Source organism: Corynebacterium amycolatum (genome assembly GCF_016889425.1).
GTDB classification, from domain to species: Bacteria; Actinomycetota; Actinomycetes; order Mycobacteriales; family Mycobacteriaceae; genus Corynebacterium; species Corynebacterium amycolatum.
Window position 1 is genome coordinate 1,405,807 of the sequence record NZ_CP069513.1, and the last position, 21,012, is coordinate 1,426,818.

A 21,012-nucleotide genomic window follows, 5' to 3' on the forward strand; every position below is an offset into this window, starting at 1 on the left:
TGTGTGCGGAGGAATTAATTTCCGGCATGGTAGACCTAGCACTACCGCAAAAGGAAAGTGGGCACGGTGTTGAAATCGCCTCCGTGCGAGTGAAATGAGTGTCATGACAGAGAACAACAGCCCAAGAAACGCACGACTTTGTATTCGTGACATCACTAAGTCCTACAATTCCGCTCCCGTTCTCACCGGCATTTCGCTGACCATTGAGCCCGGCGAAACCGTTGCAGTCATGGGACCGTCCGGTTCTGGTAAGTCCACGTTGCTGCACTGCATGTCCGGCGTGTTGCTGCCGGACGACGGCGACGTCATCTTCGGTGACACCAAGATCAATTCGCTTTCCGACGCCGACCGCTCCGCCCTCCGCCTGCACGACTTCGGCTTCGTCTTCCAAGACGGCCAGCTCCTGCCCGAGCTGACTGCCAGGGAAAACGTCGCTTTGCCAATGATTCTGCAGGGCAGGAAGCGCTCAACGTCACTCGCGCTTGCCGACGATGTACTCAGCCGCCTGGGCCTAAAAGACCTCACGCGCCGTCGCCCAGGACAAATGTCCGGCGGTCAAGCGCAACGTGTGGCCATTGCCCGCGCGATGGCCGGTGAGCCAGGTGTCATCTTTGCTGATGAGCCGACTGGCGCGTTGGACCAGTCCACAGGTCATGAGGTCATGCAGCAACTGATTGCGTTGGTGGAGCAGACCGGCACGACCTTGGTGATGGTTACTCACGATGTGAGGGTGGCCGACTGGTGTCGTCGACGTGTGGAGATCCGCGATGGCCTGATTCACGACGACCGCCTGCTGGCAGGAGCGGAGGTTACAAAGTGAGCACCGTAACTGAAGCACCAAAACCTCAAAGAATCCCTACCGGCGCACTAGCGGACCTGAGCACGCGGCTGCAGCGCGCCGGGCGTGAATCCCATTCGGGAAACGGCTGGTTATCCGCATTGTCCGTGGTGGCCATGACCGTGAGTACCTGGTTGGCGTTGGTCGTCGTCGGTGGCACGGCCATGTTTTACCGCCGTTGGCAGGCTGAGCCAAAGCTGCCGCCGAACCCAACGCCTGAGGATTACATGAATCAAGGTCAGGGCGAGATGTACCTGCAGCTGGCACTCGTGGCCTGTGTTTTTGTGATTCCGGCAATGGTTTCGCTGGTGGCACAGTCGGCGGTGCTTGGCGCTGCAGGGCGGGAGCAGCGACTGGCAACTCTGCGCTTGATTGGTCTGTCTAACAGGGCAGTTACACGCATGGTTATTATCGAAACCCTCGTGTTGGCGGCTGTTGGGCTTGTGGTGGGCACGCTCTTGTCGGTTGCCACCGCGCCATTCTGGGCGATGATCAAGTTCGATAATGACTACCTGGATACCTGGGACATGCTGCTGTCTTGGTGGGGCTACCCACTCGTCTGGGGTGCCGTGGTGCTTCTCGCGCTCTTTGCGGCTGTGGTTGGTTTGCGTAGGGTGATGATTTCACCGCTTGGCGTTAGCCGTAAAGAAGTGCCCAAGTCGATGAAGGCATGGCGCATGATTGTGGCCGCTGTTATCGGTGCGGGTGTGCTGTACGTGGTTGGCAACTCCAATATCGCGGGTGGAACCCTCTCGACCATAATTGGTGTCGCAGCGATGATGTACCTGATGGTCTGGGCAATTGGCCTAGTGGCGCCTTTCTTTATCCAGCTTGTTGCCCGCATTTCCAGCTTCTTCGGTACTTCAAGTGATTTTGTGGCGACGCGACGAGTAGCGACTAACGCTAAGGAATCGTGGCGTCGAGTAAGTTCCATGGCCTTCCTGTCCCTGCTGCTTGGCTACACAATGATGGTGCCTGGCGAAGACAAGATTGAAGAGGTTGCAGACGCCACATTCGCGCACGATATTGCAACCGGTGTGACTATCACTTTCGTAATCGGTTTCATTCTGCTGCTGGTATCGACCGTGCTGACTCAGGCCTCAGCTGTCTATGAAGAGGCATCGCTGACAAAGGCGCTGGACTTCATCGGTACTCCAATCACCTTCCACCGCACGGTCACTTTTAAGCAGACATTCTTCCCCATGCTTGTGACCAGCATCTTCGGCTTTGTCATGGGTGCGCTGTTGGGGGCGTTCATGTTCGGTCCGGTCGCGAACGAAATCACTTTTGGGCAACGCTCACTTGTTGTTGCGCTGGCGTACGTCTTGGGAGTTTTGGCAGTTGGCGCTGCGACCTTGGCTGTCGATCCACTTCGCCGCAAGCTGCTGGGACGTCAGATTCGCCACAACGACTAGTCGCCATTGCAACGACTAGTTGCCATTAAAAGGGCAGTGGAGTGGCCGTGCAGTGGTGCTCGGCCAGTTCCTTAGGGTTCAACTTGAGGATTAGAGCTCGTAACCAACTGTGGTTCATCTGATAACCAAGCATTCATCTCACAACCACGTAATTTCTACCTCTGACTTTTAGCCTGAGGGCATGCGTACCTACGTGCTTGATACCTCGGTCCTGCTGTCCGATCCCCACGCCACCAAGAAGTTCGACGAGCACCAAGTTGTGCTTCCGCTGGTCGTGGTGAGTGAGTTGGAGGCCAAGCGCCACCACCCAGAGCTGGGGTGGTTCGCCCGAGAAGCGCTCCGTTTCCTCGAAGAGCTGCGCTACCGCTACGGCCACCTGGACCGGCCTGTGCCCGCCAATGACCTTGGCGGGTTTATGCATATTGAGCTCAACCACTCCGATCCTTCCATCCTCCCCGCAGGCTTCCGCACCGCCGAAAATGATCACCGCATTCTCGCTTGCGCCCTTAACCTTCAGCACGATGGCCATGATGTCGTGCTGGTCACCAAGGACATTCCGCTTCGCGTTAAGGCTGGGGCGGTGGGATTGCCTGCCGACGATTACCGCGCCCAGGACGTCGTACTGACTGGGTACTCGGGAATGGTGGAAGTGGACGTCGACCCGGAGGAAATTGATCGTCTCTTCGCCAATGGCTTTTTGGAGCTCGAGCAGGTTCAGGAGCAGCCGCTGCACTGCGGCGTGCAGCTCAGCGCCGGTAGCCAGTCTGCGCTGGCAAGGGTGAGCGCCCCGGGCGTCGTCAAGCTTGTGCGGGGCGATACGGAGGCGTTTGGGCTGAAGGGGCGGTCGGCGGAGCAGCGTGTGGCGCTCGACCTGCTGTTGGATGACTCGGTGGGGATTGTTTCCCTCGGCGGCCGAGCCGGCACGGGTAAGTCGGCGCTTGCGCTGTGCGCGGGTCTGGAGTCGGTGCTGGAGCGCGGTCTGCATCGCCGAATCGTGGTGTTTCGTCCGCTCTACGCGGTCGGTGGCCAGAACCTTGGTTACCTGCCCGGTAGTGAGGACGAAAAGATGAACCCGTGGGCGCAGGCTGTTTACGACACGCTGGAGGGGCTGGTCTCGGAGAACGTCATGGATGAGATTGCCTCGCGCGACATGCTAGAGGTACTGCCGTTGACTCACATTCGCGGTCGTAGCCTGCATGACAGCTTCGTGATTGTCGATGAGGCACAGTCGCTGGAGCGCAACGTACTGCTGACGGTACTGTCGCGTCTTGGTAGCAATTCCCGGGTCATCCTTACGCACGATGTGGCGCAGCGTGACAACCTGCGCGTCGGCCGCCATGACGGTGTACAGGCGGTGATTGAAAAACTCAAGGGTAATGAGCTTTTTGCACACATCACGCTGAAGCGCTCGGAGCGCTCGAAGATTGCGGAGCTCGTGACGGGGCTGCTCGATTAAGAGTAAGCTTATGAGGCAGATACGTAGGAGCTGTTCCTGCGGTTACTTTCACTCGGATCGTTCGGCACGTACCTGCCGATGAAAGGTTTGCATTCACATGGCTACTGTGACTTTTTCTGATGCCACTCGCATTTACCCTGGTGCGACGAAGCCTTCTGTGGACAAGTTCAACTTGGAAATTGCCGATGGTGAGTTCCTGGTTCTGGTGGGCCCCTCCGGTTGTGGTAAGTCCACAACACTGCGCATGCTTGCCGGTCTGGAAGAAGTCAATGAGGGCAAGATTTTCATTGGAGATCGTGATGTGACCAATGTCTCGCCCAAGGATCGCGATATTGCGATGGTCTTCCAGAACTACGCACTGTACCCGCATATGACGGTGCGCGAGAACATGGGCTTCGCGCTCAAGATTGCTGGTGTGGACAAGGACGAGATTGACCGTCGTGTCGAAGAGGCTGCAAAGACTCTGGATCTAACTCAGTTCCTGGACCGCAAGCCTAAGGCTCTGTCCGGTGGTCAGCGTCAGCGTGTGGCAATGGGGCGTGCGATTGTGCGCAAGCCGCAGGTGTTCCTGATGGACGAGCCGTTGTCGAACCTGGACGCGAAGCTGCGTGTTCAAACCCGCACACAGATTGCGGCCATGCAGCGTCGGATGGGCGTGACCACGATGTATGTCACCCACGATCAGACTGAGGCGCTGACCATGGGCGACCGCATCGCCGTTATTAACTTCGGTGTTCTGCAGCAGGTCGGTACTCCGCGTGAACTCTACGAAACCCCGGCAAACGAATTCGTCGCAGGCTTCATTGGCTCACCTGCGATGAACCTGGGCACGTTCAACGTCTCGAATGGTTACGCCACGTTGGGTGAGGCCAAGATTAAGCTGCCGGAAGCAACACTTGCTGCAATCGTGCCGGAGGATCAGAACCAGATTATTGTGGGCTTCCGTCCGGAGGCATTTGACCTGGTCGAGGGGCCGGGCGATGACGTCATTCCGGTGCAGGTCAATTTGGTCGAGGAATTGGGCTCCGATGCATTCATGTATGGCGACCTCGTCGGTGGTGGAGCACTGAGTTCCGGATCCTCCTCTAATCCGGACGAAGAGGAGCACGGTCAGGTGGTTATTCGTACCGCCCCGCGCACCGCGCCGAAGTTGGGCTCGGTAGTTTACGGCAAGATTCGCCCGGGCATGCTGCACCTGTTCTCTAAGTCGACTGGTATGCGCCTTCCAGCTTAAACTCCTACGTTTAGATGAAATGAGTAGCTGGTAGGGCAGCAGGACAGTTTTAGGAGCCACCGTGTCGGAAACTATGAAAATAGCCGCGACAACGGTGGCTTCGAAGCTTTTGCGCCTTCCTTGGCATATACCTCTGGAACAGTGGCCAGATGATTTGTTAGCCGCCCTACCTCAGGGAATTTCCCGGCACATTGTCCGATTCGTCAACTTAGACGACCGCGTCATTGCAGTGAAAGAAATTGGTGAGTTCACTGCTCATCATGAATACCGAATGTTGCGTGACCTGATCAGGCTCGGTGCTCCATCGGTTCGCCCGCTCGCGGTAATTACCGGCCGTAAGGATGCAGATGGCGAACCGTTAACTGCCGCACTCGTCACAGAACATCTCGAGTATTCGCTGCCGTATCGTGCAGTTTTTTCTCAACAGGTCACCCGCGAAACTGTGGTTCGCCTGATTGACTCTTTAGCAGTTCTGCTAGTTCGTCTGCATCTGCTTGGTTTTTACTGGGGTGACGTGTCGCTGTCGAACACTCTGTTTCGTCGTGACGCAGATGCCTTTTCCGCCTACCTTGTCGACGCGGAGACGGGAGATTTGCAAGGTACGCTCTCAGATTCCCGCAGGCTCTACGATGTCGACGTTGCCCATACCAATATCATCGGGGAGCTCATGGATCTGCAGGCCGGCGGATTCCTGGATCCTGAAATGGATGTAATTGCGGTGGGTAGACGCATTATTGAGCGTTATGAAGATCTGTGGCAAGAGCTGACGGGGGAAGAATCCATCGGTGTTGAGGAGCCTTGGCTTGTCGATGAGCGGATGCGCAGGCTCAATGACCTCGGTTTCGATGTCGGTGAGCTGAAAGTCACGAGTGATGGTGGCCGCGTTGTGTTCCGACCACGGGTGGTTGACGCAGGCCATCATCATCGGCAGCTGATGCGGCTGACAGGATTGGACGTGCAAGAGGGGCAAGCGAGGAGGATGCTCAATAGTATGCAGACCTTTCGGTTGTCGGAAGGTCTGGAAGGGATCCCGCTAGAGCAAGTTGCGCACCGATGGCTGCGTGAAGTTTTCGAGGCCACAATCCTGGCTGTGCCCGAGGGGCTGCGTGGAAGGCTGCAGGATGCGCAGATTTTCCACGAGGTCTTGGAACATCGCTGGTACATAGCGGAAAAACGCCGTGCGGATGTGCCGCTTCAAGAAGCGGTGCAGAGCTACGTGGCCCGAGTGTTGCCCGGGCATCGCGACGAGTCCGTATATCTTCCGGCGAGCGATGAGGTCGAGTAGCTCTCTAAAAGCAGACTGTTGAGCGTACGATTATTTCAAAAGTGACAACCAAACGACCTACCAGAATGTATATAAAAATATACATACAGGCCAAACAGGGGTACTTTTGGCGGTCGGGTGGTTGTCGGGTCTGTGTGTGATTGTCGCGGCCAGGTGCTTGCTTTGGTGTCGGTAGATGGCTCTGTTCAGTGAAAACAGCTCGAGAACAGCTCTAATTCTAGGTGTGTTTTCGAGAGCTTTTACTATTTTTCTCCTTTGCATTTGTTCACAGCTGACTGAAGGCCAACCTAAATTGGTTTTGGTCAAGTAAGATTTTGGTGAGACCGAATGCCCGCGTGGGTGGCATCGAAGTTCGCATGAAAGGCTACTTCTAGCCGCAGGGCGGGATAATCCAATTAGGCCACGGCTGTTGGCAAATATCCGTCCGAATTACTCGGAGGGTGCCATTGAAGTGGCCTTTCTTCTCAAGGGAGAAAATATAGTGAAGAACTTCAAGCGCCTTTCAGCTCTGTGTGCAGCAGGCCTGATGGCAACCGCTGGTTTGGTTGCGTGCTCGAGTGATGATGCGGTTGCAGATGGTGGTGTCTACTTCCTTAACTTCAAGCCGGAGCAGGATGCCGCATATCAGAAGATTGCGAAGGCATACACTGACAAGACTGGTGTTCAGGTCAAGGTCGTTACCGCTGCTTCGAATTCCTATGAGCAGACTCTGAAGGCCGAGATTGGTAAAAAGGACGCGCCAACACTGTTCCAAGTCAATGGTCCGGCGGGCCTGCGTACTTGGCAGGAATACATGGCAGACATGTCTGACACTGAAATTGCACAAAACCTCAACGAGGGCATTGAGCCGCTGAAGGGGGAGGACGGCAAGGTATACGGCGTCCCGTTTGCAGTCGAGGGATTTGGCCTGATCTATAACGAAGAGATCATGGACAAGTACTTCGCGATGCCTGATGCCAAGGCCAAGAGCATCGACGAAATCAAGGCCTTCGGAAAGCTGAAGGAAGTCGCTGAGGACATGCAGGCCAAGAAGGACAAGCTGGGAATCTCCGGCACCTTCGCTTCCACCTCGCTCGCATCCGGTGAGGATTGGCGCTGGCAGACGCACTTGGCCAACGGGCCGGTTCATTATGAATTCGAGGACCTTGGCACCAAGGAAACCGCTGATGTGAAGTTCAAGTACAACAAGGAGTTCAAGAACCTCTTTGATTTGTACCTGAATAACTCCACTGTCGAAAAGACTCTGGCCCCGTCGAAGGCTGTGTCCGACTCGATGGCTGAGTTCGCTCAGGGCAAGGCCGCTATGGTTCAGAATGGCAACTGGGCATGGTCCCAGATCAACGATGTCTCTGGCAACGTGGTCAAGCAGGACAAGATTAAGTTCATGCCTATGTACATGGGTCTGAAGGACGAGGATAAGACCGGCATCTCGGTTGGTACTGAAAACTACCTGACGGTCAACTCCAAGGCTTCGGAGGCTTCCCAAAAGGCAACGAAGGACTTCGTCAATTGGCTGTTCAACACCGATGAGGGCAAGAAGTACGTCGTCGAGGATCTTGGATTCATCGCTCCGTTCCAGAACTTCACTGAAGCCGACACCCCGAATGACCCGCTGGCCAAGGAAGTTGCCGCAGCAATTGAGAACGAGGATCTGACCACCATCCCGTGGGACTTCCAGTACTTCCCGTCTCAGCAGTTCAAGGATGATTTTGGCGCAGCGCTGGCGCAGTACGCTTCCGGAAAGATGCCGTGGGACAAGGTTGTCGAGACTTTCGCCGACAGCTGGAATGCGGAATCTCCAAACAATTAAATACCAGCAAATCAAAGGTGAGCCATTCCATCGGTGAGTGTGAAGCGAAAGTTTCTCGTGCATGAACAACCGACGGAATGAGTTCAACCAATGGCAAGGCGGAGCTCGGGGCTCGGTGACCTGTTAAACCGGTCTCGAGGCACCGGGCTCCGCCTTTAGCTTTAGGAGCGGTGTTGTAAATGCAAGCAACATTGAAAAAGTATTTCCCAATTTTCGTGCTACCCACGCTGATTGCCTTTGCAATCGCGTTCTTGGTGCCGTTCGTAATCGGTTTCTTCCTATCATTTACTGACTTCACAACCATCACTAATGCGCAGTGGGTTGGTATCGAGAACTACCAGAAGGCCTTTAGTGAGCGCGAGGGCTTCGTCGCTTCCTTCGGATTTACTCTCATGGTGGTTGTTGTTTCCATCATTACTGTGAACTTGTTCGCGTTCTGGATCGCATGGATTCTGACGCGCAAGCTGAAGGGTACGAACTTCTTCCGAACAGTCTTCTTCATGCCGAACCTTATCGGTGGCATTGTGCTCGGTTACACCTGGCAGTCGATGATCAACGCCGTGCTGGCATCGTACGGTACGACGATTGTGTCCGACTGGAAGTTCGGTTACGCCGGTCTGATCATCCTCATCAACTGGCAGCTGGTCGGCTACATGATGATTATCTATATTGCCGGTCTGCAGAATGTCCCGCCGGAGCTCATTGAAGCTGCGGAGATTGATGGCGCTGGACGCTGGGAGATTCTGCGGCACGTTACTATCCCGATGGTCATGCCATCGATTACCATTTGCCTCTTCTTGACCCTGTCGAACACTTTCAAACTCTTCGATCAAAACTTGGCCCTGACCAATGGTGCGCCGGGTTCAGAGACAGAAATGGTTGCTCTGAACATCGTCAACACCATGTTCAACCGAGTTGGTGTGGAGGGCGTTGGTCAAGCCAAGGCAGTAATTTTCGTCGTCGTGGTCGTAGCGATCGCGATGCTGCAGCTGCGTGCTACTCGCAGCAAGGAAGTGGAGGCATAAATGTCTGTCGACGCTGCAATGACCACTGAAACGACCACCAAGCTCCCAAAGTCCAAGCCCGCTAAGCAGGACGAGGCCAAGGTGGGAGGCGTATCTAAGGTCATCATCTACGCGATTCTGGTGTTTTTGACCGTCGTGTTCTTGGGGCCAATCGCGTTCATTATCTTCAACTCGTTCAAGTCCAAGTTCGCAATTTCAGATAACCCCTTCCAGCTGCCACTAGGTGACATGTGGGTCGGGTTCGAAAACTACGCCGTCGGCCTGATGAAGGAGGGCTTCGGCTGGGCGATCGTGTGGTCCTTTGTCATCACGATCCTCTCGGTTATTGCGATTGTGTTCTTCTCTGCGATGACGGCTTACTACATCACGCGGGTGAAGACGTGGTGGACCTCGCTGCTGTATTACCTGTTTGTGTTCTCGATGGTCATCCCGTTCCAGATGGTGATGTTCCCGACCGTCAAGATCGCCGACATGCTGCATTTGAACAACCCAATCGGCATTGTGGTTCTCTACTTGGGCTTTGGTTCTGGTCTGTCGGTATTCATGTTTGCCGGCTTCATCAAGTCGATCCCGATCGATATCGAGGAAGCCGCGATGATTGACGGCGCATCTCCGATGCAGAACTACTTCCGCATCGTTTTGCCCATGCTCAAGCCGACTGCAGTGACAGTCGCAATTCTTAACGCGATGTGGGTATGGAACGACTACCTGCTGCCGTACCTGGTCATTGGCCTGTCCACTAAGTACAAGACCATCCCGGTTGTCGTGCAGAGCTTCGTTGGCTCCAACGGTAACCGTGACCTTGGCGCGATGATGGCAATGCTGGTGCTCGCAATCATTCCGATTGTGATCTTCTACGTCGCTACCCAGAAGCACATTATCGAGGGTGTTGCTGCGGGCGCCGTTAAGGGGTAGTCGCCTAAGCGTTAGCGCATAGGGCGCCAAGCACCGCGTTTTACGAAAGCGAAAGCCTCAACCGCGTAGGTTGAGGCTTTCGTCTGTTAATCAGCCTTTATTAGGATATGAACTCGTGGATAGATTTTTCAGCACCGATACAAAGTTCTACGCAGCCTGGTCGCTGTTAGCAGACCTTGTAATCATCAACCTGCTGATGATCGTCGCATCCATCCCGATAGTCACTGCAGGCGCAGCAACTCGCGCTGGAGTAGTGGTCGCTCGCGATATGGTCCGTGACGAGGGCTCGAGGCCCGTACGGCGTTACTTACGCGCCCTGTTGGACAATTGGCGCACACCAACCTTGTGGTGGCTGTTCACCTTGGTTCTCGCCGGTGCCATCGGCTATGAGTTCTACGTTATCTCGCGCGCGGACCTCGGCACTGTCGGCCTAATCTTCGCCGCAGGAGTTACCTCCGGGGCGCTAATACTGCTGGGAATTACCGCGTGGGTCTACTCGCTGTGCTCGCTTTCCGACGGTCAATCGTCGCTACGCCGAACCCTGGCAACGGCCACCAGCATGACCGTCAAAAACCTGCCGCGGACTGCGCTCGCAGTTTTGGCGCTTCTCATCGTGCCCGCGGCCATTTTCTTTTTTCCGGCGAAGATCTACGCGATCGCTACCTATGTCTTCCTCATCGGGTACTCGCTGAGTTGGTATTTAGTGATGCTGGCGCTTGAGCCCGTTCTGCCAGACAATGCTGGGTAGGTTTTCCCACTGGCTCCACTGGCACTGACTTAATCGGTGCCAGCTCGCACACCAGGCTGCTGACGGCCCTTAGCCCTCGTACTCCTTAATCTGGGGAAAGTCCTCCGCCTCGACCATCTCTAGCAGCTTCTCGCGGCGGACAAACGCGGAGCATGCGCCGACCGCCTGTACGGCTGCTGCACCCGCGGCGGTGGCCAGAGGGATGGCGTCGTAAAGCGAGGTACCCTTAGCCAGTTCCGCGGTGAGCGTGCCGACGAACGCATCGCCGGAGCCAGTGCCGTCGACAATCTTCTCCTCTGGCAGCTTGAGCGCGGGGTGCTCGTAGATTGTCGGCTCGTCATCGATACCGTCGGAGTGCTGTGCGAAGAGACAGCCGTGGTCGCCGCGGAGCATGATGACGCTGGGGCAGTACTGCAGTAGTGCCTCGAGCTGTGCGCGGTAGTCGGTAGCGCGGATACCCTCGGCGATGTCCAGGCGACGGATTGTTTCCCAGGCGCCCTTCATATTGACAATCAGCGGATCTGCATGGTCAATCAGCGCAGGTGTAACGGTTACGACCGGATTGAGGTTCAGTACCAGTCGCGCGCTGTACATGGATGCGACGGACGCGATGGCCTCAGTTGCTTCCGGGAGGAGCTCGCCCTGTGCGAGCACGACATCCGCTGATGCGAACTCATCGACGAAATCGGTGGGGTCCGTCAGTGCGTCGGCACCGCGCTGGACAAAAATGACCGGGCGGCCCTTGCGGTTCGTTGCAACGAAAGCGCTGCCGGTCGGCAAATCCCAGGAAGTCTTAATGGAGTGGACATCTACGCCGTGTGCGTTGAGTTCCTCGACCACGACGTCCGCAGCGCGATCCTCACCAACCGTACCGGCCATGACAGCACGGACACCGTCGTAAGCAATGGCAACGGCCTGGTTAGCGCCCTTACCGCCTAGCGAATTAGTGCCGTCATCAACGATGAGCGTGCCACCTTCGGCGGGGACGCTATCGACCTGGACCAGGGTATCTAGGTGGATCGATCCGCATACAACGACGGTTGGATTCTCATTCAGGTCAGGATTCGGCTGCATAAAAATATAGGATAGTCGCGAATTGAAATCCGCGTTGGCCGCCCGGTTTCACGCCTGTCAGAGCCCGCGAATCGATGCCCTACAATCGATGGCTATGGCAAAACTGTACTTCCGCTACGGGACCATGAACAGCGGAAAATCCATCGAGGTCCTTCGCGTCGCCCACAACTACCGCGAGCGCGATATGCGACCGTTGATCGCCAAACCGGCCGTGGATACTTTGGCTGACGGCGACGTGCACTCCCGCATCGGAATTGCGGAACGCGCGCACCTCATCCACGACGGCGATGACCTTTCCTCGCTTGCCGACGGCCACGATTGCCTAATCATCGATGAAGCACAGTTTCTCACCCCTGACCAGGTTGACCAGTTGCTGGGCATTACCCTTCGCGGTACTCCGGTGCTCTGCTATGGCCTGCGTACCGACTTTCGCACGCATGCCTTCCCGGGCTCCCAGCGATTGCTTGAAGTCGCCCACACCATTGAGGAAATTAAGACAATTTGCACCTGTGGGCAGAAGGCCATCTTTACGGCGCGGTTAAACCCGGACGGCAGCATTATTCTCGACGGCGAGACCGTGGAAATTGAGGCACTCGAAGCGCCGAAGTACATCTCCCTGTGTGCCAGCTGTTACAACCGGATGTCGGGTAAGTGGGCGTGAGCGGGCGGGGACAGTTCCGAGACTAGAGTGCGACAAGAAAACAGGCGACGAGAAATAGGGAACAAAAAGGGAACAGCCCCGGTAGTCGAACCGCGGAAGTTCTCTCACCAGGGCATTTAGTGCCCCCAGCAGGGCTCGAACCTGCGACAAAAGGATTATGAGGTAGTGAGTCGCTACTCAAAAATGAGGAGCGGGGCTGACCTGCGGTTTTAGGTAACCGCCGTTTTGTAAAAATTTCCTCCTATTACACTAGGTGTTTTCATTATGCAGTTGTCGAAAATGTTTTCTACCCCCACTGCCCAGCCAGGCGGAGCCGTAGTGGACGTGTGCAGCGACGAGCCGGGAGCAGAGCGCAGGGGCAAGGGCGCGCGAACGACCGAAGGTCGCATGCGCAAGCGCCCGCGGCAGCGGAGTGGCGCGGTAGGTGTGGGAGCGACCGCGCGCGGTAGCGTAGGTGTAGCCGACGGCGGGGCGTGGCGAGGAGCCGCAGGCGACGAGCTGGCACATGGTTTATCCATATGTGCCAAAACACGACAAATTCGCACCCGGGAGGAAAACTCCGAGGTAGATAGGGGATTTCCCACGGTAGAAGAATGCCGGGACGCGGCGGAAACGTTGACCTCACGGACGTGGGAAGGGGAAGAGGGGAAAGTGGCGACGATTCAAATTTCCCCGGCGCTACTGAGGCTGGGTGCCTACGATTTTAATCTTCGGGAGAAGAGGGATGAGCGGGCACGGGAACGTGACCGCAAGATGCAAGATCAGCAAAAGGCATTGTTGAAGATTGAGAGGGAACGTGCGCGGCATAAAGAGCGCGTTGTGGCGGTAGAGCGTCGGCTAACCGAGCTAGAGGGCGTACTGGATACCTCGACGGACGTAGATGTCCGTGCGGATGCGATTCGTGAGCACACGGTACTGATGCGCGAGTGGCGGGGGCTTGGGGTTATCCCTGCTGCGGAAAAGCTGGATGCGGCGCTGGAGTCGCTGAGGCATGCCCGAGAGCTGGCAGAGGGCACTCTGCCGACTCTAAAAAGGATGGCAACCGAGAACCTGAAAAACGCCCATAACCAGCACGAACATGAAAAATGGGCGGTCTACCTAGAGCAGCTGGATGCTTGTGAGCGACGCGAGGAAGACCGTCGAATTACTGAGTGGTCGCAAAAATCGCGCACTCGAATGATTGCAACGTTTTCCGAATTGGACTGGAACGCGTTTTTGGAGCAACCTGGCGAAATCGCCATGGTGACGTTGACGTATCCGGGGGATTGGCAGGCGGTCGCTCCCGATGCAAAAACCGTGTATGCGCACCTGAATCGGTTGAGGTTGCAGTTTCAGCGTGACTGGGGACGCGAGCTGCTGGGAGTGTGGAAGCGTGAGTTCCAGCGTAGGGGTGCCCCTCACTATCATCTTTTGATGGTGGTGCCAGAGGGGGCGTGTACCGTGAAAAGCCCTGTGACCAGCGAAAAGGTGCAGGTGGATTTTACTGGCTGGCTTGCTGCGACATGGGCAAAAATTGTTGCTGCCGATCAAAGCTCGGGGGAGCGTGCGCGGCATCTGATGGCGGGCACTGGTGTGCACCACACGCGGCAGAGTTTTGAGTCCTCGCGTCATGCAAGTTTTTATTTTTCAAAGTATGCGGCGAAAAGCGCGGATGGTGGATCAAAGGGGTATCAGAATGTTGCGCCTGCGCAGTGGATTGAGTCGGGTGCGGGCATCGGGCGTTTTTGGGGCGTTTTTGGACTGAAAAAAGTTATGGCTGTGGCACTAATCACTGCTGATGAAATGATTTTTTTCGGACGAGTTCTCGCCCGCTGGGCGCATGCGCAGTTTGGTACAAAACGCCGCATGCTGGGTAAATGGCGTGCGGGGTGGTTACTGATGGATGATGCACCAGGTATGGCAAAAGACCTGTTCAGGGCGCTAAATGCGTATCGTTCAGGCGATAAAAAACTGCCGGTGGGTATGCGCGGATCAGTTACTCTCCGCCAGGCGACGCAGTAGTGCGTCACGGTTGTATCTGGCTTCGATTTTTGCTTGTTCCGTCTCGGTTATCTCCTCGGTGTGACCGGATTGCCGGGCGTCGAAAATTTTAGGTACAAAATCAGTGTTGGCGGTGGTAGATACGTCGGACTGTTTATCGTCACTGTGACGATTTGCCAGGGATTCCTGGACTTCCTTGTTCCACCGGTGGATTTGCGTCGGCGATACTCCAGCCCACTGTGCGACTCGGCGTTGTGGTACGCCGAAGTCGGCAAAAGCCAAGCTAGTGAGCGTCTTTAAGGCTTCGCGGTTGGCTTCGATGATGTCGCGAGTGTGCTCGATTTGGGCTTGCAGTTCGCGGATTGCATCTTCTTTTTCTTGCGCCAGTCGGCGGTAGTCGCTAGTGCTCATGTGGCTGAGTCTATGTGATGCGGGCGGTACAAATCTAGCAGGTTGATTCTTTGTGTTGCGCTCACATGTGCCGGGTGGTACATTTTGGAGCGAGCGAAACAAGAAGTGTGATATACTACAAATAGTTCCAAACGGGAACGGCGGATGTGGTCCGTTTTGTTTAGTAGAGAGGAAGCCAAAATGGCGCTCAATTCGTTTACTGTTCCGGCTGCAGGCGTGAAGTTGGTGGTTCTTGCTGATGCGGAGTCTCGCCAGATGATGCAGTGGGAAAATCGGCGTCCGACTGACAAGCCCGCGCTTGATGATGACGGTGGTGAGATTCACCGCATCGCGGACGTTCCTGCTTTGTGGCAGGGGCAGCAGATGACGGTCACTGTGCAGAGCACCGAGCCGTTTGCACTGCCTGCAGGCAAGTTGCTTGCGGCTGGAAAAAACTGCGACTTGGTGGTGCGCGCCTCGTCTGACCGTGACAGCACGTTCGCGGAAATGCGCCCTACGCTTCGCATCGGTGAGCTGCAGCAGGTCGTGGATTTCTCCGAGCAGCTAGCTCGCTAAGCCGCTTTTGTCTGGTGGTTTGTACCGCATCCCCCGGCGAGTGGTTGGGGGAGCGACTAGGAATCACCAAAAAGGTATTCCACCCAAAATAAGATTGGAGGACGCTGTGAGCGTTATATCGATTGAGCGGCAAATTGTAGGACTGCTAGAAGAGTGGCTGTCCAAGGGTTTTCCGATGACCTATGGCGAGCTACTTATTTGCATGTCTGACGTGTCGGATATGGAGATAGGAGAGGTCGTAGTGGAGCTTATCCGCCGAGGTTGGGTTCATGGAGAGCGCGACTATTTCCATCCCGAAATCGAGCGCCTCACTCTGACCGCTCGCGGACGTGACGAGGCTGCGGCTGGTCTGTGGGGAGGCGCTGAAAATGAGTAATGGCATCGATTTTGGAAGCCTGTTTCTCCTTGTGCTGATTGTCGGCGGCATCCTTGCGGTAATCAGCCTGGCTGAGTCGTGGGGTGAAAACCGCCAGCAGCTACATGGACTGAGCAAGGATGATAAGGACGATCTTCGCGCGGGCGAGCGCGAATTTTTCCGCAGGTTCGGCACGGATAAAAAGCTGCATACAGCACTGGAGGCGGTCGGCTGCTACGTCGAAACGGTCCGCACAGTGCGCACTGAAGATGGCGAGGAAAAGCAAGAGGTGTCACGGCTGACCCCGACCGTAGTCCGTCGCCTGAAAGATTCCCGTGGGGTTGCCCTGGTGTGCAGGCTCCCACAGGGTATGAGCGAAAAGGGTTTTCGTGAGGGTGTCGAAAAGCTCGGCGCGTACGCAGATATTGAGGGGGTTCGCGACTACCAGGTAGAGCGTGAGCGTCCTGGTCAAATGCGCCTGTATGCCATCACCCGTGATGCTTTTGAGAAGAAGCTGGGGGTCGATTTCCTTGACTGATACAGGGGCACCCCTCTGGTGGGCGCAGGACGAGGACGGACATCTCGTATGTTTCGACCCATATGCGTCTTACCACACGTTTATTGCGGGCATCACCCGCTCAGGTAAAAGTAAGGGCAGCCAATCGATTTTAATTCAGCTGGCAAAACACTCCGATATTCAGGTAGTTGGCATCGACCCCGCCTTTGGGTTATTGCGCCCCTGGTGGGAGTATTCCGGCAGACCGCAGGACTTTGTTCTTGGTACCTCAGAAGCGTCGTTAAAAGCGGCAATTGCGCTGGTTAACGCGGTGGTAGCCGAAATGGAAAGCCGCATGGCGAACCTCGGTCGCCGAGAGAAAATCGACGACTTCTCGGTAAGCCAGCCAATCATTTTCTGCGTGCTTGAGGAATATTCCGGTTTGATTGAGTCGATGACCGCCTGGGATAAAAAGCAGGCAGCATCTTTTACTGGCGCTGTCGGTCGACTACTCCGCGAGGGCGCAAAGGTCGGCATTCGCGTTTTTACGATTCTGCAGCGTGCGGAAGCGAAAACGTTGCATGACCGGTCGCAGTATGGTCGTCGAATCTCCTACGCGCAGGACAACACGGACAGCATCAAAATGATGTTTGACCAGGTAGAACCCGAGGTCGTTGCTCGAATGATTGCATTACAGCCAGGTCGCGGTGTGCTTCGCGAAATCGGCAAGCCGGATTTCACCTGGTTTCAGTCTCCGGATATGGACTATGACGAGTACTACGACCGCATCGGGCGGTACGTCTTCGATCAGCACACTCCACTAGTAGGTGAGTCTGATGAGTAGGGGGCGGAAAATCGCTGGCGGTGTGCTCGCGCTGTTCGCTGGTATCGGTCTGGTGGTTGCTCAGGGTGGTGGTGACCAGGCACCAGAGAACGTGACTCCGGGGGAGCCGGAAAAATGCGGCGGTCTGTTTCAGGATTTTGGGCAGTGTCGTATTGACCGCGCTCGTGCCCGTGTAGAGCGAGACTGTAACTATCAGCCGTCCGGCAGTGTGTACATCGACGAGGCTCGGGAGCGGAGTTGTGTGCAGGCGCGAGAGGTTTTGGAAAGTGAGGAGCGCCTGTACGGTATGCCGAAAAACCCGGTTGACCTGCAGGTTTCTCCGGTTACGGCTAGGTATGCCGCCCCTACGGAGCGCATCTGCCTGGCCTATGAGGATGTGAATCGCACCACAGGTGCGGTGACCTCTGGTCGGTGCGTTGTGCGTCTGGTGTCTGCCTAGTCCACAGAGGGGTGTACAGAGGGGCGAAAGCCCCTTTGTCCCTGCCCCGATAGGGCGGGTGACCAGGTGGTTTTGTTCTCCGTCGTCTAGGTCGGGTATCCCTGCAGTTTCTTGTGTCTCCTCATTGACCGCGCCCGCTACGGCGGGCGCACCTTTACCTTGTTTTAGTTCTGATTTTGTTTCTTTTGAAAGTTGGTTTACAAATGACTTCCCTTTTGACCCCCGGCGAGGTGTCTCGCCGTTTGGGTGTGTCCCGTCAGACTCTCATGCGGTGGCGTGACCGTGGTGTTGGTCCGCGGTATATGCAGGTTGGCGAGCTCGTTCGTTATGTCCCTGAGAGTGTGGACGCGTATGCGTCTGGTAGGGTGCGTGAAAAATAGTGGCTGGTCAGGCACCGTATTTTAGCGATTATGCGGCTGAGTGGCTGTCGATGCATCCTGTTGCAGAGAAAACCGCTGAGGATTACCGCTGGTTGCTGGAGCAGTATTTACAGCCTGTGTTTGGAAGTTTCCGTCTCGATCAAATCACTTACCGAGATGTGCAGGGTTGGGTGATAGAGGCTGCGCCCCACGCCTACCACCAGGTGCGACAGTCGCTTTCTATTGTTCGCCAGGTGTACCGGCTGGCGGAGATTGAGGGCTATGTGAAGTCCTCGCCGGCGAAGCTAGTGAAAATGCCGCCTGCCACTAGGGCGCTGCCTGACCCGCTTTCCCCGGATGAGGTACAGCGAGTGTCCGCACAGCTGTCTGGTCGTGACCTGCTGATTTTTGAGGTCTTGGTCTACGGGGGCTTGCGATTTTCCGAGGTTACAGCTCTAAAACCCGCGTCGGTGCACGATGAGTACATCATGGTCTCGGGCGGTCTTATCCCTGCTCGTGGTGGCGGGTGGCTGCGCTCTGACGGCAAAACGCATCAGCGTCGTCGGGTGTACCTCCCGCGTTTTGTGATGGAGCGACTGCGAGTGTGCGCCGCCAGCTGTAAAACCGAGCTGCTGTTTACCTCGGCTGTTGGTACTCCGGTGCACAGGACGAACTGGACGGCAAGGGCATTACAGCCTGCGTGTGCCCGTGCGGGTGTGAGGAAAATCACTCCTCATGCGCTCCGTGATACTTGCGCGACCCTCGCACTGCGGTCGGGTGTTGCTCCGCAGGTTGTTGCAGCGCACCTTGGACACGCTGATGCGACCACTACGCTCCGGCATTACGCGGGGGTAGTGGCAGGTGACCTCGAACACCTGTCCGTGTCGCTGCAGGACGCGGTAGGTGCGGTAGTGCCCCCACCAGGGCTCGAACCTGGGACAAAAGGATTATGAGTCCTCTGCTCTAACCGACTGAGCTATAGGGGCAAGGCTCGGGCACTGCGAAGCGGCAATTAAGCGCTATTAATTAGCGCCCGAGACCTCATAGCATCATAGCAATCTGCCACTGCGTGGTGATAAAAGCCCTATAGCCAGCAGGTTCTGCTGCCATTGCGCGGATTCAAAGAAGTTGTCCCGCGTTCTCGATGCCCTCATCTCTGAGCTCGATGAAGCAAAGCGTCTCCCGTGCTCAACGAACCAAAGCTCCGGAAAATTACGACTTTCGGTTGATGAATCAGTGCTTGGACACTTCTAGCATTAATCCTATGAGTACGAAACCTTCCTTGAGCAGCGCCGACGTCTCAGCCGACGCACAACCCGGTGCTACAGAGAAAGCGGAGGGCACCGCCGTCACGGCAATCGCCAACGAGGATCAGATTGCTGAGTTCTCGGCCTCGCCACAGCGCTGGTGGGGCCTGCTCGTGCTTGCGGTTGGCCTAGGCATGATTGTCCTCGACGGCACCATTGTTGGTGTCTCACTGCCGACTATCATTTCGGAGCTGGGCCTCGACATCGTCGGTGCGCAGTGGATTACCACTATCTACTCCGCCGTCTTCGCCGCGCTGCTGCTAACCTCTGGCCGTGCTGGTGACCGCTTTGGCCGTCGAACCCTTTTTCTCGTCGGTCTGGTCATCTTCACGGGCGGCTCCGTTGTGGCCGCGCTTTCCACATCCTTGGCCCCGTTGGTCATAGCCCGCGTTATCCAGGGCATTGGTGGCGCGTGCATTCTGCCGTCGACACTGTCCAGCGTTAACGCACTGTTCCGTGACAAAGATCGCGCCACCGCATTCGGCATCTGGGGTGCGGTCATGTCCGGTGCCGCAGCAGTCGGCCCGCTCTTGGGTGGCGTCCTTACTCAATTCGCTGGTTGGGAAGCCATCTTCTGGGTCAATGTGCCCATCGCCGTGGTGCTTTTCCTCCTTGCGCTGCGCTGGGTGCCGAACACCGCGGGCGAGACCAATGGCGCTGGTGGTTTCGACGTTCTCGGCCTGCTGCTATCTGGAATCGGCTTTGGTGCCGTCGTCTTCGGCATCATTCAGGGTGCCAAGATTGGGTTTGCTTTTCCCTCCGCGCCCGTCGTCACGCTCTTGGTTGGTGCGGTGGTGCTCGTCGCCTTCGTGCTGTGGGAGAATCGTCGTCGGAAGAACGCGGATCCTGCGCTGTTGGACGTGTCGATGTTCTCCTACGCCACGTTTAGCTGGGGGAATACGACGGCGATGCTCGTCGCGGTGGGTGAGTTCGCGCTGGTCTTCGTGCTGCCGCTCTACTTGGTGTCGGCGATTGGCTTGTCGACGATTGCAACTGGCCTGGTCCTGGCAGCGATGGCTCTCGGCGCGTTTTTCGCAGGTGCCATGGCGCGTCATCTAGCAGCCCGGATCACCCCGGCCGGTGTCGTGATTGTGGGGCTGGGGCTCGAGGTCTTTGGTTCGCTGCAGTTGGCGGCGGAAGAGCGTGTTGGCCTGCCGTTGTGGCTAGTTGTGTTTGCGCTGATTATCTACGGTCTGGGCCTTGGCCTGGCGTCGGCGCAACTGACCTCGCTGGTGCTCGGCGATATTCCGGTGCGTCTGTCGGGACAGGCGTCGGCGACGCAGTCGACAATCCGGCAGATTGGTTCTGCTCTCGGTGCGGCACTCGGTGGTATGGCGTTGACGATTGGGCTGGATCGCGAGATTGCGAAGTTGTCGCCGGGACTGGAGCAGATGGGGCAGGGGCTGAAGGATTCCGCCGGCTCTATCCTGATTGGTCTGCGGGCGCAGGGCGCTTCCGACGCTGTATTGATCCCGCTGACAAATGCGTTTGCACATGCCACACAGTTTGCGCTGTATTCCGCCGTCGGTGCGCTAACTATCGGTTTCCTCTGCTCGCTAAAGGTGCTGCAGCTGCGCAAGCAGGCTGAGAAAACGAATTAAAGATTCGGAATATTTGGCTGTGAGCCTGCGTTGGGAATTGGTGTCACAACATCAATCGTGGCAGTCTTATCGTTTGTCTCTTAACCGGACTTGCAAGATAGAAATGACCAACATGAAAATGCTCACAAAGCGGCGTTGGCTCGATTACGGCCGAATTTCCACTTCCTCCTGTCGCTAAACACTTCAGGTTTCCGCCCCCGTTGC

22 protein-coding genes and 1 tRNA gene are annotated in these 21,012 nt (G+C 56.4%); 19 read left to right on the forward strand and 4 right to left on the reverse strand.

Going from position 1 to position 21,012, the window contains the following annotated elements:
* Positions 1-103: 103 nt before the first annotated feature.
* From I6J19_RS06250 to I6J19_RS06290, 9 genes are all read left to right on the forward strand, one after another.
* The gene (locus I6J19_RS06250) at positions 104-820 is read left to right on the forward strand and encodes an ABC transporter ATP-binding protein (protein WP_038625999.1); all 717 of its coding nucleotides are present in this window, start codon (positions 104-106) and stop codon (positions 818-820) included.
* Positions 817-2,253, forward strand: a complete 1,437-nt coding sequence (locus tag I6J19_RS06255; RefSeq protein WP_038625997.1) for an FtsX-like permease family protein — start codon at positions 817-819, stop codon at positions 2,251-2,253. Before I6J19_RS06250 ends, I6J19_RS06255 begins: the two co-directional genes overlap by 4 nt.
* Positions 2,254-2,434: 181 nt before the next feature.
* Positions 2,435-3,709 (forward strand): PhoH family protein, encoded by a 1,275-nt coding sequence (locus I6J19_RS06260; protein ID WP_038625995.1) that lies wholly within the window; start codon positions 2,435-2,437, stop codon positions 3,707-3,709.
* A gap of 97 nt (positions 3,710-3,806) precedes the next feature.
* Positions 3,807-4,943 (forward strand): ABC transporter ATP-binding protein, encoded by a 1,137-nt coding sequence (locus I6J19_RS06265; RefSeq protein ID WP_038625994.1) that lies wholly within the window; start codon positions 3,807-3,809, stop codon positions 4,941-4,943.
* A gap of 61 nt (positions 4,944-5,004) precedes the next feature.
* Positions 5,005-6,228 (forward strand): DUF4032 domain-containing protein, encoded by a 1,224-nt coding sequence (locus I6J19_RS06270; protein WP_038625992.1) that lies wholly within the window; start codon positions 5,005-5,007, stop codon positions 6,226-6,228.
* 526 nt (positions 6,229-6,754) lie between these two features.
* Positions 6,755-8,038 (forward strand): ABC transporter substrate-binding protein, encoded by a 1,284-nt coding sequence (locus tag I6J19_RS06275; protein WP_222867013.1) that lies wholly within the window; start codon positions 6,755-6,757, stop codon positions 8,036-8,038.
* 179 nt (positions 8,039-8,217) lie between these two features.
* Positions 8,218-9,063: a carbohydrate ABC transporter permease gene (locus tag I6J19_RS06280; RefSeq protein WP_038625990.1), complete on the forward strand. Its 846-nt coding sequence runs from the start codon at positions 8,218-8,220 to the stop codon at positions 9,061-9,063.
* 18 nt (positions 9,064-9,081) lie between these two features.
* Positions 9,082-9,978 carry a carbohydrate ABC transporter permease gene (locus tag I6J19_RS06285; RefSeq protein ID WP_038629092.1) on the forward strand — a complete coding sequence of 299 codons (897 nt, stop codon included), beginning with the start codon at positions 9,082-9,084 and terminating at the stop codon, positions 9,976-9,978.
* Between the two features lie 115 nt (positions 9,979-10,093).
* A complete protein-coding gene (locus I6J19_RS06290; RefSeq protein WP_038625988.1) occupies positions 10,094-10,726 on the forward strand; it encodes a MusI family membrane protein in 633 nt (210 codons plus the stop codon).
* A 69-nt stretch (positions 10,727-10,795) separates the two neighbouring features.
* On the opposite strand, the gene I6J19_RS06295 is transcribed toward I6J19_RS06290, so the two are convergent.
* Positions 10,796-11,800 carry a PfkB family carbohydrate kinase gene (locus I6J19_RS06295; protein ID WP_038625986.1) on the reverse strand — a complete coding sequence of 335 codons (1,005 nt, stop codon included), beginning with the start codon at positions 11,798-11,800 and terminating at the stop codon, positions 10,796-10,798.
* Between the two features lie 94 nt (positions 11,801-11,894).
* Between I6J19_RS06295 and I6J19_RS06300 the strand changes: the two genes are divergently transcribed.
* A complete protein-coding gene (locus tag I6J19_RS06300; protein ID WP_038625984.1) occupies positions 11,895-12,461 on the forward strand; it encodes a thymidine kinase in 567 nt (188 codons plus the stop codon).
* A gap of 249 nt (positions 12,462-12,710) precedes the next feature.
* Here I6J19_RS06300 and I6J19_RS06305 read toward each other — a convergent pair whose 3' ends face one another.
* Entirely contained in the window at positions 12,711-12,968 is a 258-nt protein-coding gene (locus I6J19_RS06305; RefSeq protein WP_141764740.1) for a hypothetical protein, read from the reverse strand.
* Positions 12,969-13,112: 144 nt separating this feature from the next.
* Between I6J19_RS06305 and I6J19_RS06310 the strand changes: the two genes are divergently transcribed.
* Positions 13,113-14,462: a rolling circle replication-associated protein gene (locus tag I6J19_RS06310; protein WP_187402476.1), complete on the forward strand. Its 1,350-nt coding sequence runs from the start codon at positions 13,113-13,115 to the stop codon at positions 14,460-14,462.
* Here I6J19_RS06310 and I6J19_RS06315 read toward each other — a convergent pair.
* Positions 14,433-14,852 carry a hypothetical protein gene (locus I6J19_RS06315; RefSeq protein ID WP_070841104.1) on the reverse strand — a complete coding sequence of 140 codons (420 nt, stop codon included), beginning with the start codon at positions 14,850-14,852 and terminating at the stop codon, positions 14,433-14,435. The genes I6J19_RS06310 and I6J19_RS06315 overlap by 30 nt on opposite strands.
* Positions 14,853-15,032: 180 nt before the next feature.
* Here I6J19_RS06315 and I6J19_RS06320 point away from each other — a divergent pair, with 180 nt between their 5' ends.
* The 7 genes from I6J19_RS06320 (at position 15,033) to I6J19_RS11045 (ending at position 18,853) form a co-directional block, all read left to right on the forward strand.
* Complete coding sequence (locus I6J19_RS06320; protein WP_070841103.1) at positions 15,033-15,407, forward strand: hypothetical protein; 375 nt, start codon at positions 15,033-15,035, stop codon at positions 15,405-15,407.
* A 106-nt stretch (positions 15,408-15,513) separates the two neighbouring features.
* The gene (locus I6J19_RS06325) at positions 15,514-15,783 is read left to right on the forward strand and encodes a hypothetical protein (protein WP_141764738.1); all 270 of its coding nucleotides are present in this window, start codon (positions 15,514-15,516) and stop codon (positions 15,781-15,783) included.
* Positions 15,776-16,300 carry a hypothetical protein gene (locus I6J19_RS06330; protein WP_070841101.1) on the forward strand — a complete coding sequence of 175 codons (525 nt, stop codon included), beginning with the start codon at positions 15,776-15,778 and terminating at the stop codon, positions 16,298-16,300. Before I6J19_RS06325 ends, I6J19_RS06330 begins: the two co-directional genes overlap by 8 nt.
* Positions 16,293-17,102 carry an FtsK/SpoIIIE domain-containing protein gene (locus tag I6J19_RS06335; protein WP_168168146.1) on the forward strand — a complete coding sequence of 270 codons (810 nt, stop codon included), beginning with the start codon at positions 16,293-16,295 and terminating at the stop codon, positions 17,100-17,102. Before I6J19_RS06330 ends, I6J19_RS06335 begins: the two co-directional genes overlap by 8 nt.
* Positions 17,095-17,541, forward strand: coding sequence for a hypothetical protein (locus I6J19_RS06340; RefSeq protein WP_187402475.1), 447 nt, complete (start codon positions 17,095-17,097; stop codon positions 17,539-17,541). Before I6J19_RS06335 ends, I6J19_RS06340 begins: the two co-directional genes overlap by 8 nt.
* Positions 17,542-17,807: 266 nt before the next feature.
* A complete protein-coding gene (locus I6J19_RS11040; RefSeq protein ID WP_420839099.1) occupies positions 17,808-17,921 on the forward strand; it encodes a hypothetical protein in 114 nt (37 codons plus the stop codon).
* 50 nt (positions 17,922-17,971) lie between these two features.
* Positions 17,972-18,853, forward strand: coding sequence for a tyrosine-type recombinase/integrase (locus I6J19_RS11045; RefSeq protein WP_420839100.1), 882 nt, complete (start codon positions 17,972-17,974; stop codon positions 18,851-18,853).
* Here the strand turns inward: I6J19_RS11045 and I6J19_RS06360 are convergent.
* Positions 18,813-18,886 (reverse strand) — tRNA-Ile (locus tag I6J19_RS06360). The two genes, I6J19_RS11045 and I6J19_RS06360, sit on opposite strands and share 41 nt — an antisense overlap.
* Positions 18,887-19,164: 278 nt before the next feature.
* On the opposite strand from I6J19_RS06360, the gene I6J19_RS06365 reads away from it, so the two are divergent.
* The gene (locus I6J19_RS06365; RefSeq protein ID WP_141737467.1) at positions 19,165-20,808 is read left to right on the forward strand and encodes a DHA2 family efflux MFS transporter permease subunit; all 1,644 of its coding nucleotides are present in this window, start codon (positions 19,165-19,167) and stop codon (positions 20,806-20,808) included.
* Positions 20,809-21,012: the final 204 nt, after the last annotated feature.

What these genes read in the sequence shown, in the direction of transcription:
- I6J19_RS06330 (WP_070841101.1), top strand. Translation starts at nt 15,776, where the DNA reads ATGAGTAATGGCATCGATTTTGGAAGCCTGTTTCTCCTTGTGCTGATT.
- I6J19_RS06260 (WP_038625995.1), top strand. Translation starts at nt 2,435, where the DNA reads ATGCGTACCTACGTGCTTGATACCTCGGTCCTGCTGTCCGATCCCCAC.
- I6J19_RS06285 (WP_038629092.1), top strand. Translation starts at nt 9,082, where the DNA reads ATGACCACTGAAACGACCACCAAGCTCCCAAAGTCCAAGCCCGCTAAG.
- I6J19_RS06320 (WP_070841103.1), top strand. Translation starts at nt 15,033, where the DNA reads ATGGCGCTCAATTCGTTTACTGTTCCGGCTGCAGGCGTGAAGTTGGTG.
- I6J19_RS06315 (WP_070841104.1), bottom strand. Translation starts at nt 14,852, where the DNA reads ATGAGCACTAGCGACTACCGCCGACTGGCGCAAGAAAAAGAAGATGCA.
- I6J19_RS11040 (WP_420839099.1), top strand. Translation starts at nt 17,808, where the DNA reads ATGCGGTGGCGTGACCGTGGTGTTGGTCCGCGGTATATGCAGGTTGGC.
- I6J19_RS06265 (WP_038625994.1), top strand. Translation starts at nt 3,807, where the DNA reads ATGGCTACTGTGACTTTTTCTGATGCCACTCGCATTTACCCTGGTGCG.
- I6J19_RS06275 (WP_222867013.1), top strand. Translation starts at nt 6,755, where the DNA reads ATGGCAACCGCTGGTTTGGTTGCGTGCTCGAGTGATGATGCGGTTGCA.
- I6J19_RS06305 (WP_141764740.1), bottom strand. Translation starts at nt 12,968, where the DNA reads ATGTGCCAGCTCGTCGCCTGCGGCTCCTCGCCACGCCCCGCCGTCGGC.
- I6J19_RS06280 (WP_038625990.1), top strand. Translation starts at nt 8,218, where the DNA reads ATGCAAGCAACATTGAAAAAGTATTTCCCAATTTTCGTGCTACCCACG.
- I6J19_RS06295 (WP_038625986.1), bottom strand. Translation starts at nt 11,800, where the DNA reads ATGCAGCCGAATCCTGACCTGAATGAGAATCCAACCGTCGTTGTATGC.
- I6J19_RS06365 (WP_141737467.1), top strand. Translation starts at nt 19,165, where the DNA reads ATGAGTACGAAACCTTCCTTGAGCAGCGCCGACGTCTCAGCCGACGCA.
- I6J19_RS06300 (WP_038625984.1), top strand. Translation starts at nt 11,895, where the DNA reads ATGGCAAAACTGTACTTCCGCTACGGGACCATGAACAGCGGAAAATCC.
- I6J19_RS06340 (WP_187402475.1), top strand. Translation starts at nt 17,095, where the DNA reads ATGAGTAGGGGGCGGAAAATCGCTGGCGGTGTGCTCGCGCTGTTCGCT.
- I6J19_RS06250 (WP_038625999.1), top strand. Translation starts at nt 104, where the DNA reads ATGACAGAGAACAACAGCCCAAGAAACGCACGACTTTGTATTCGTGAC.
- I6J19_RS11045 (WP_420839100.1), top strand. Translation starts at nt 17,972, where the DNA reads ATGCATCCTGTTGCAGAGAAAACCGCTGAGGATTACCGCTGGTTGCTG.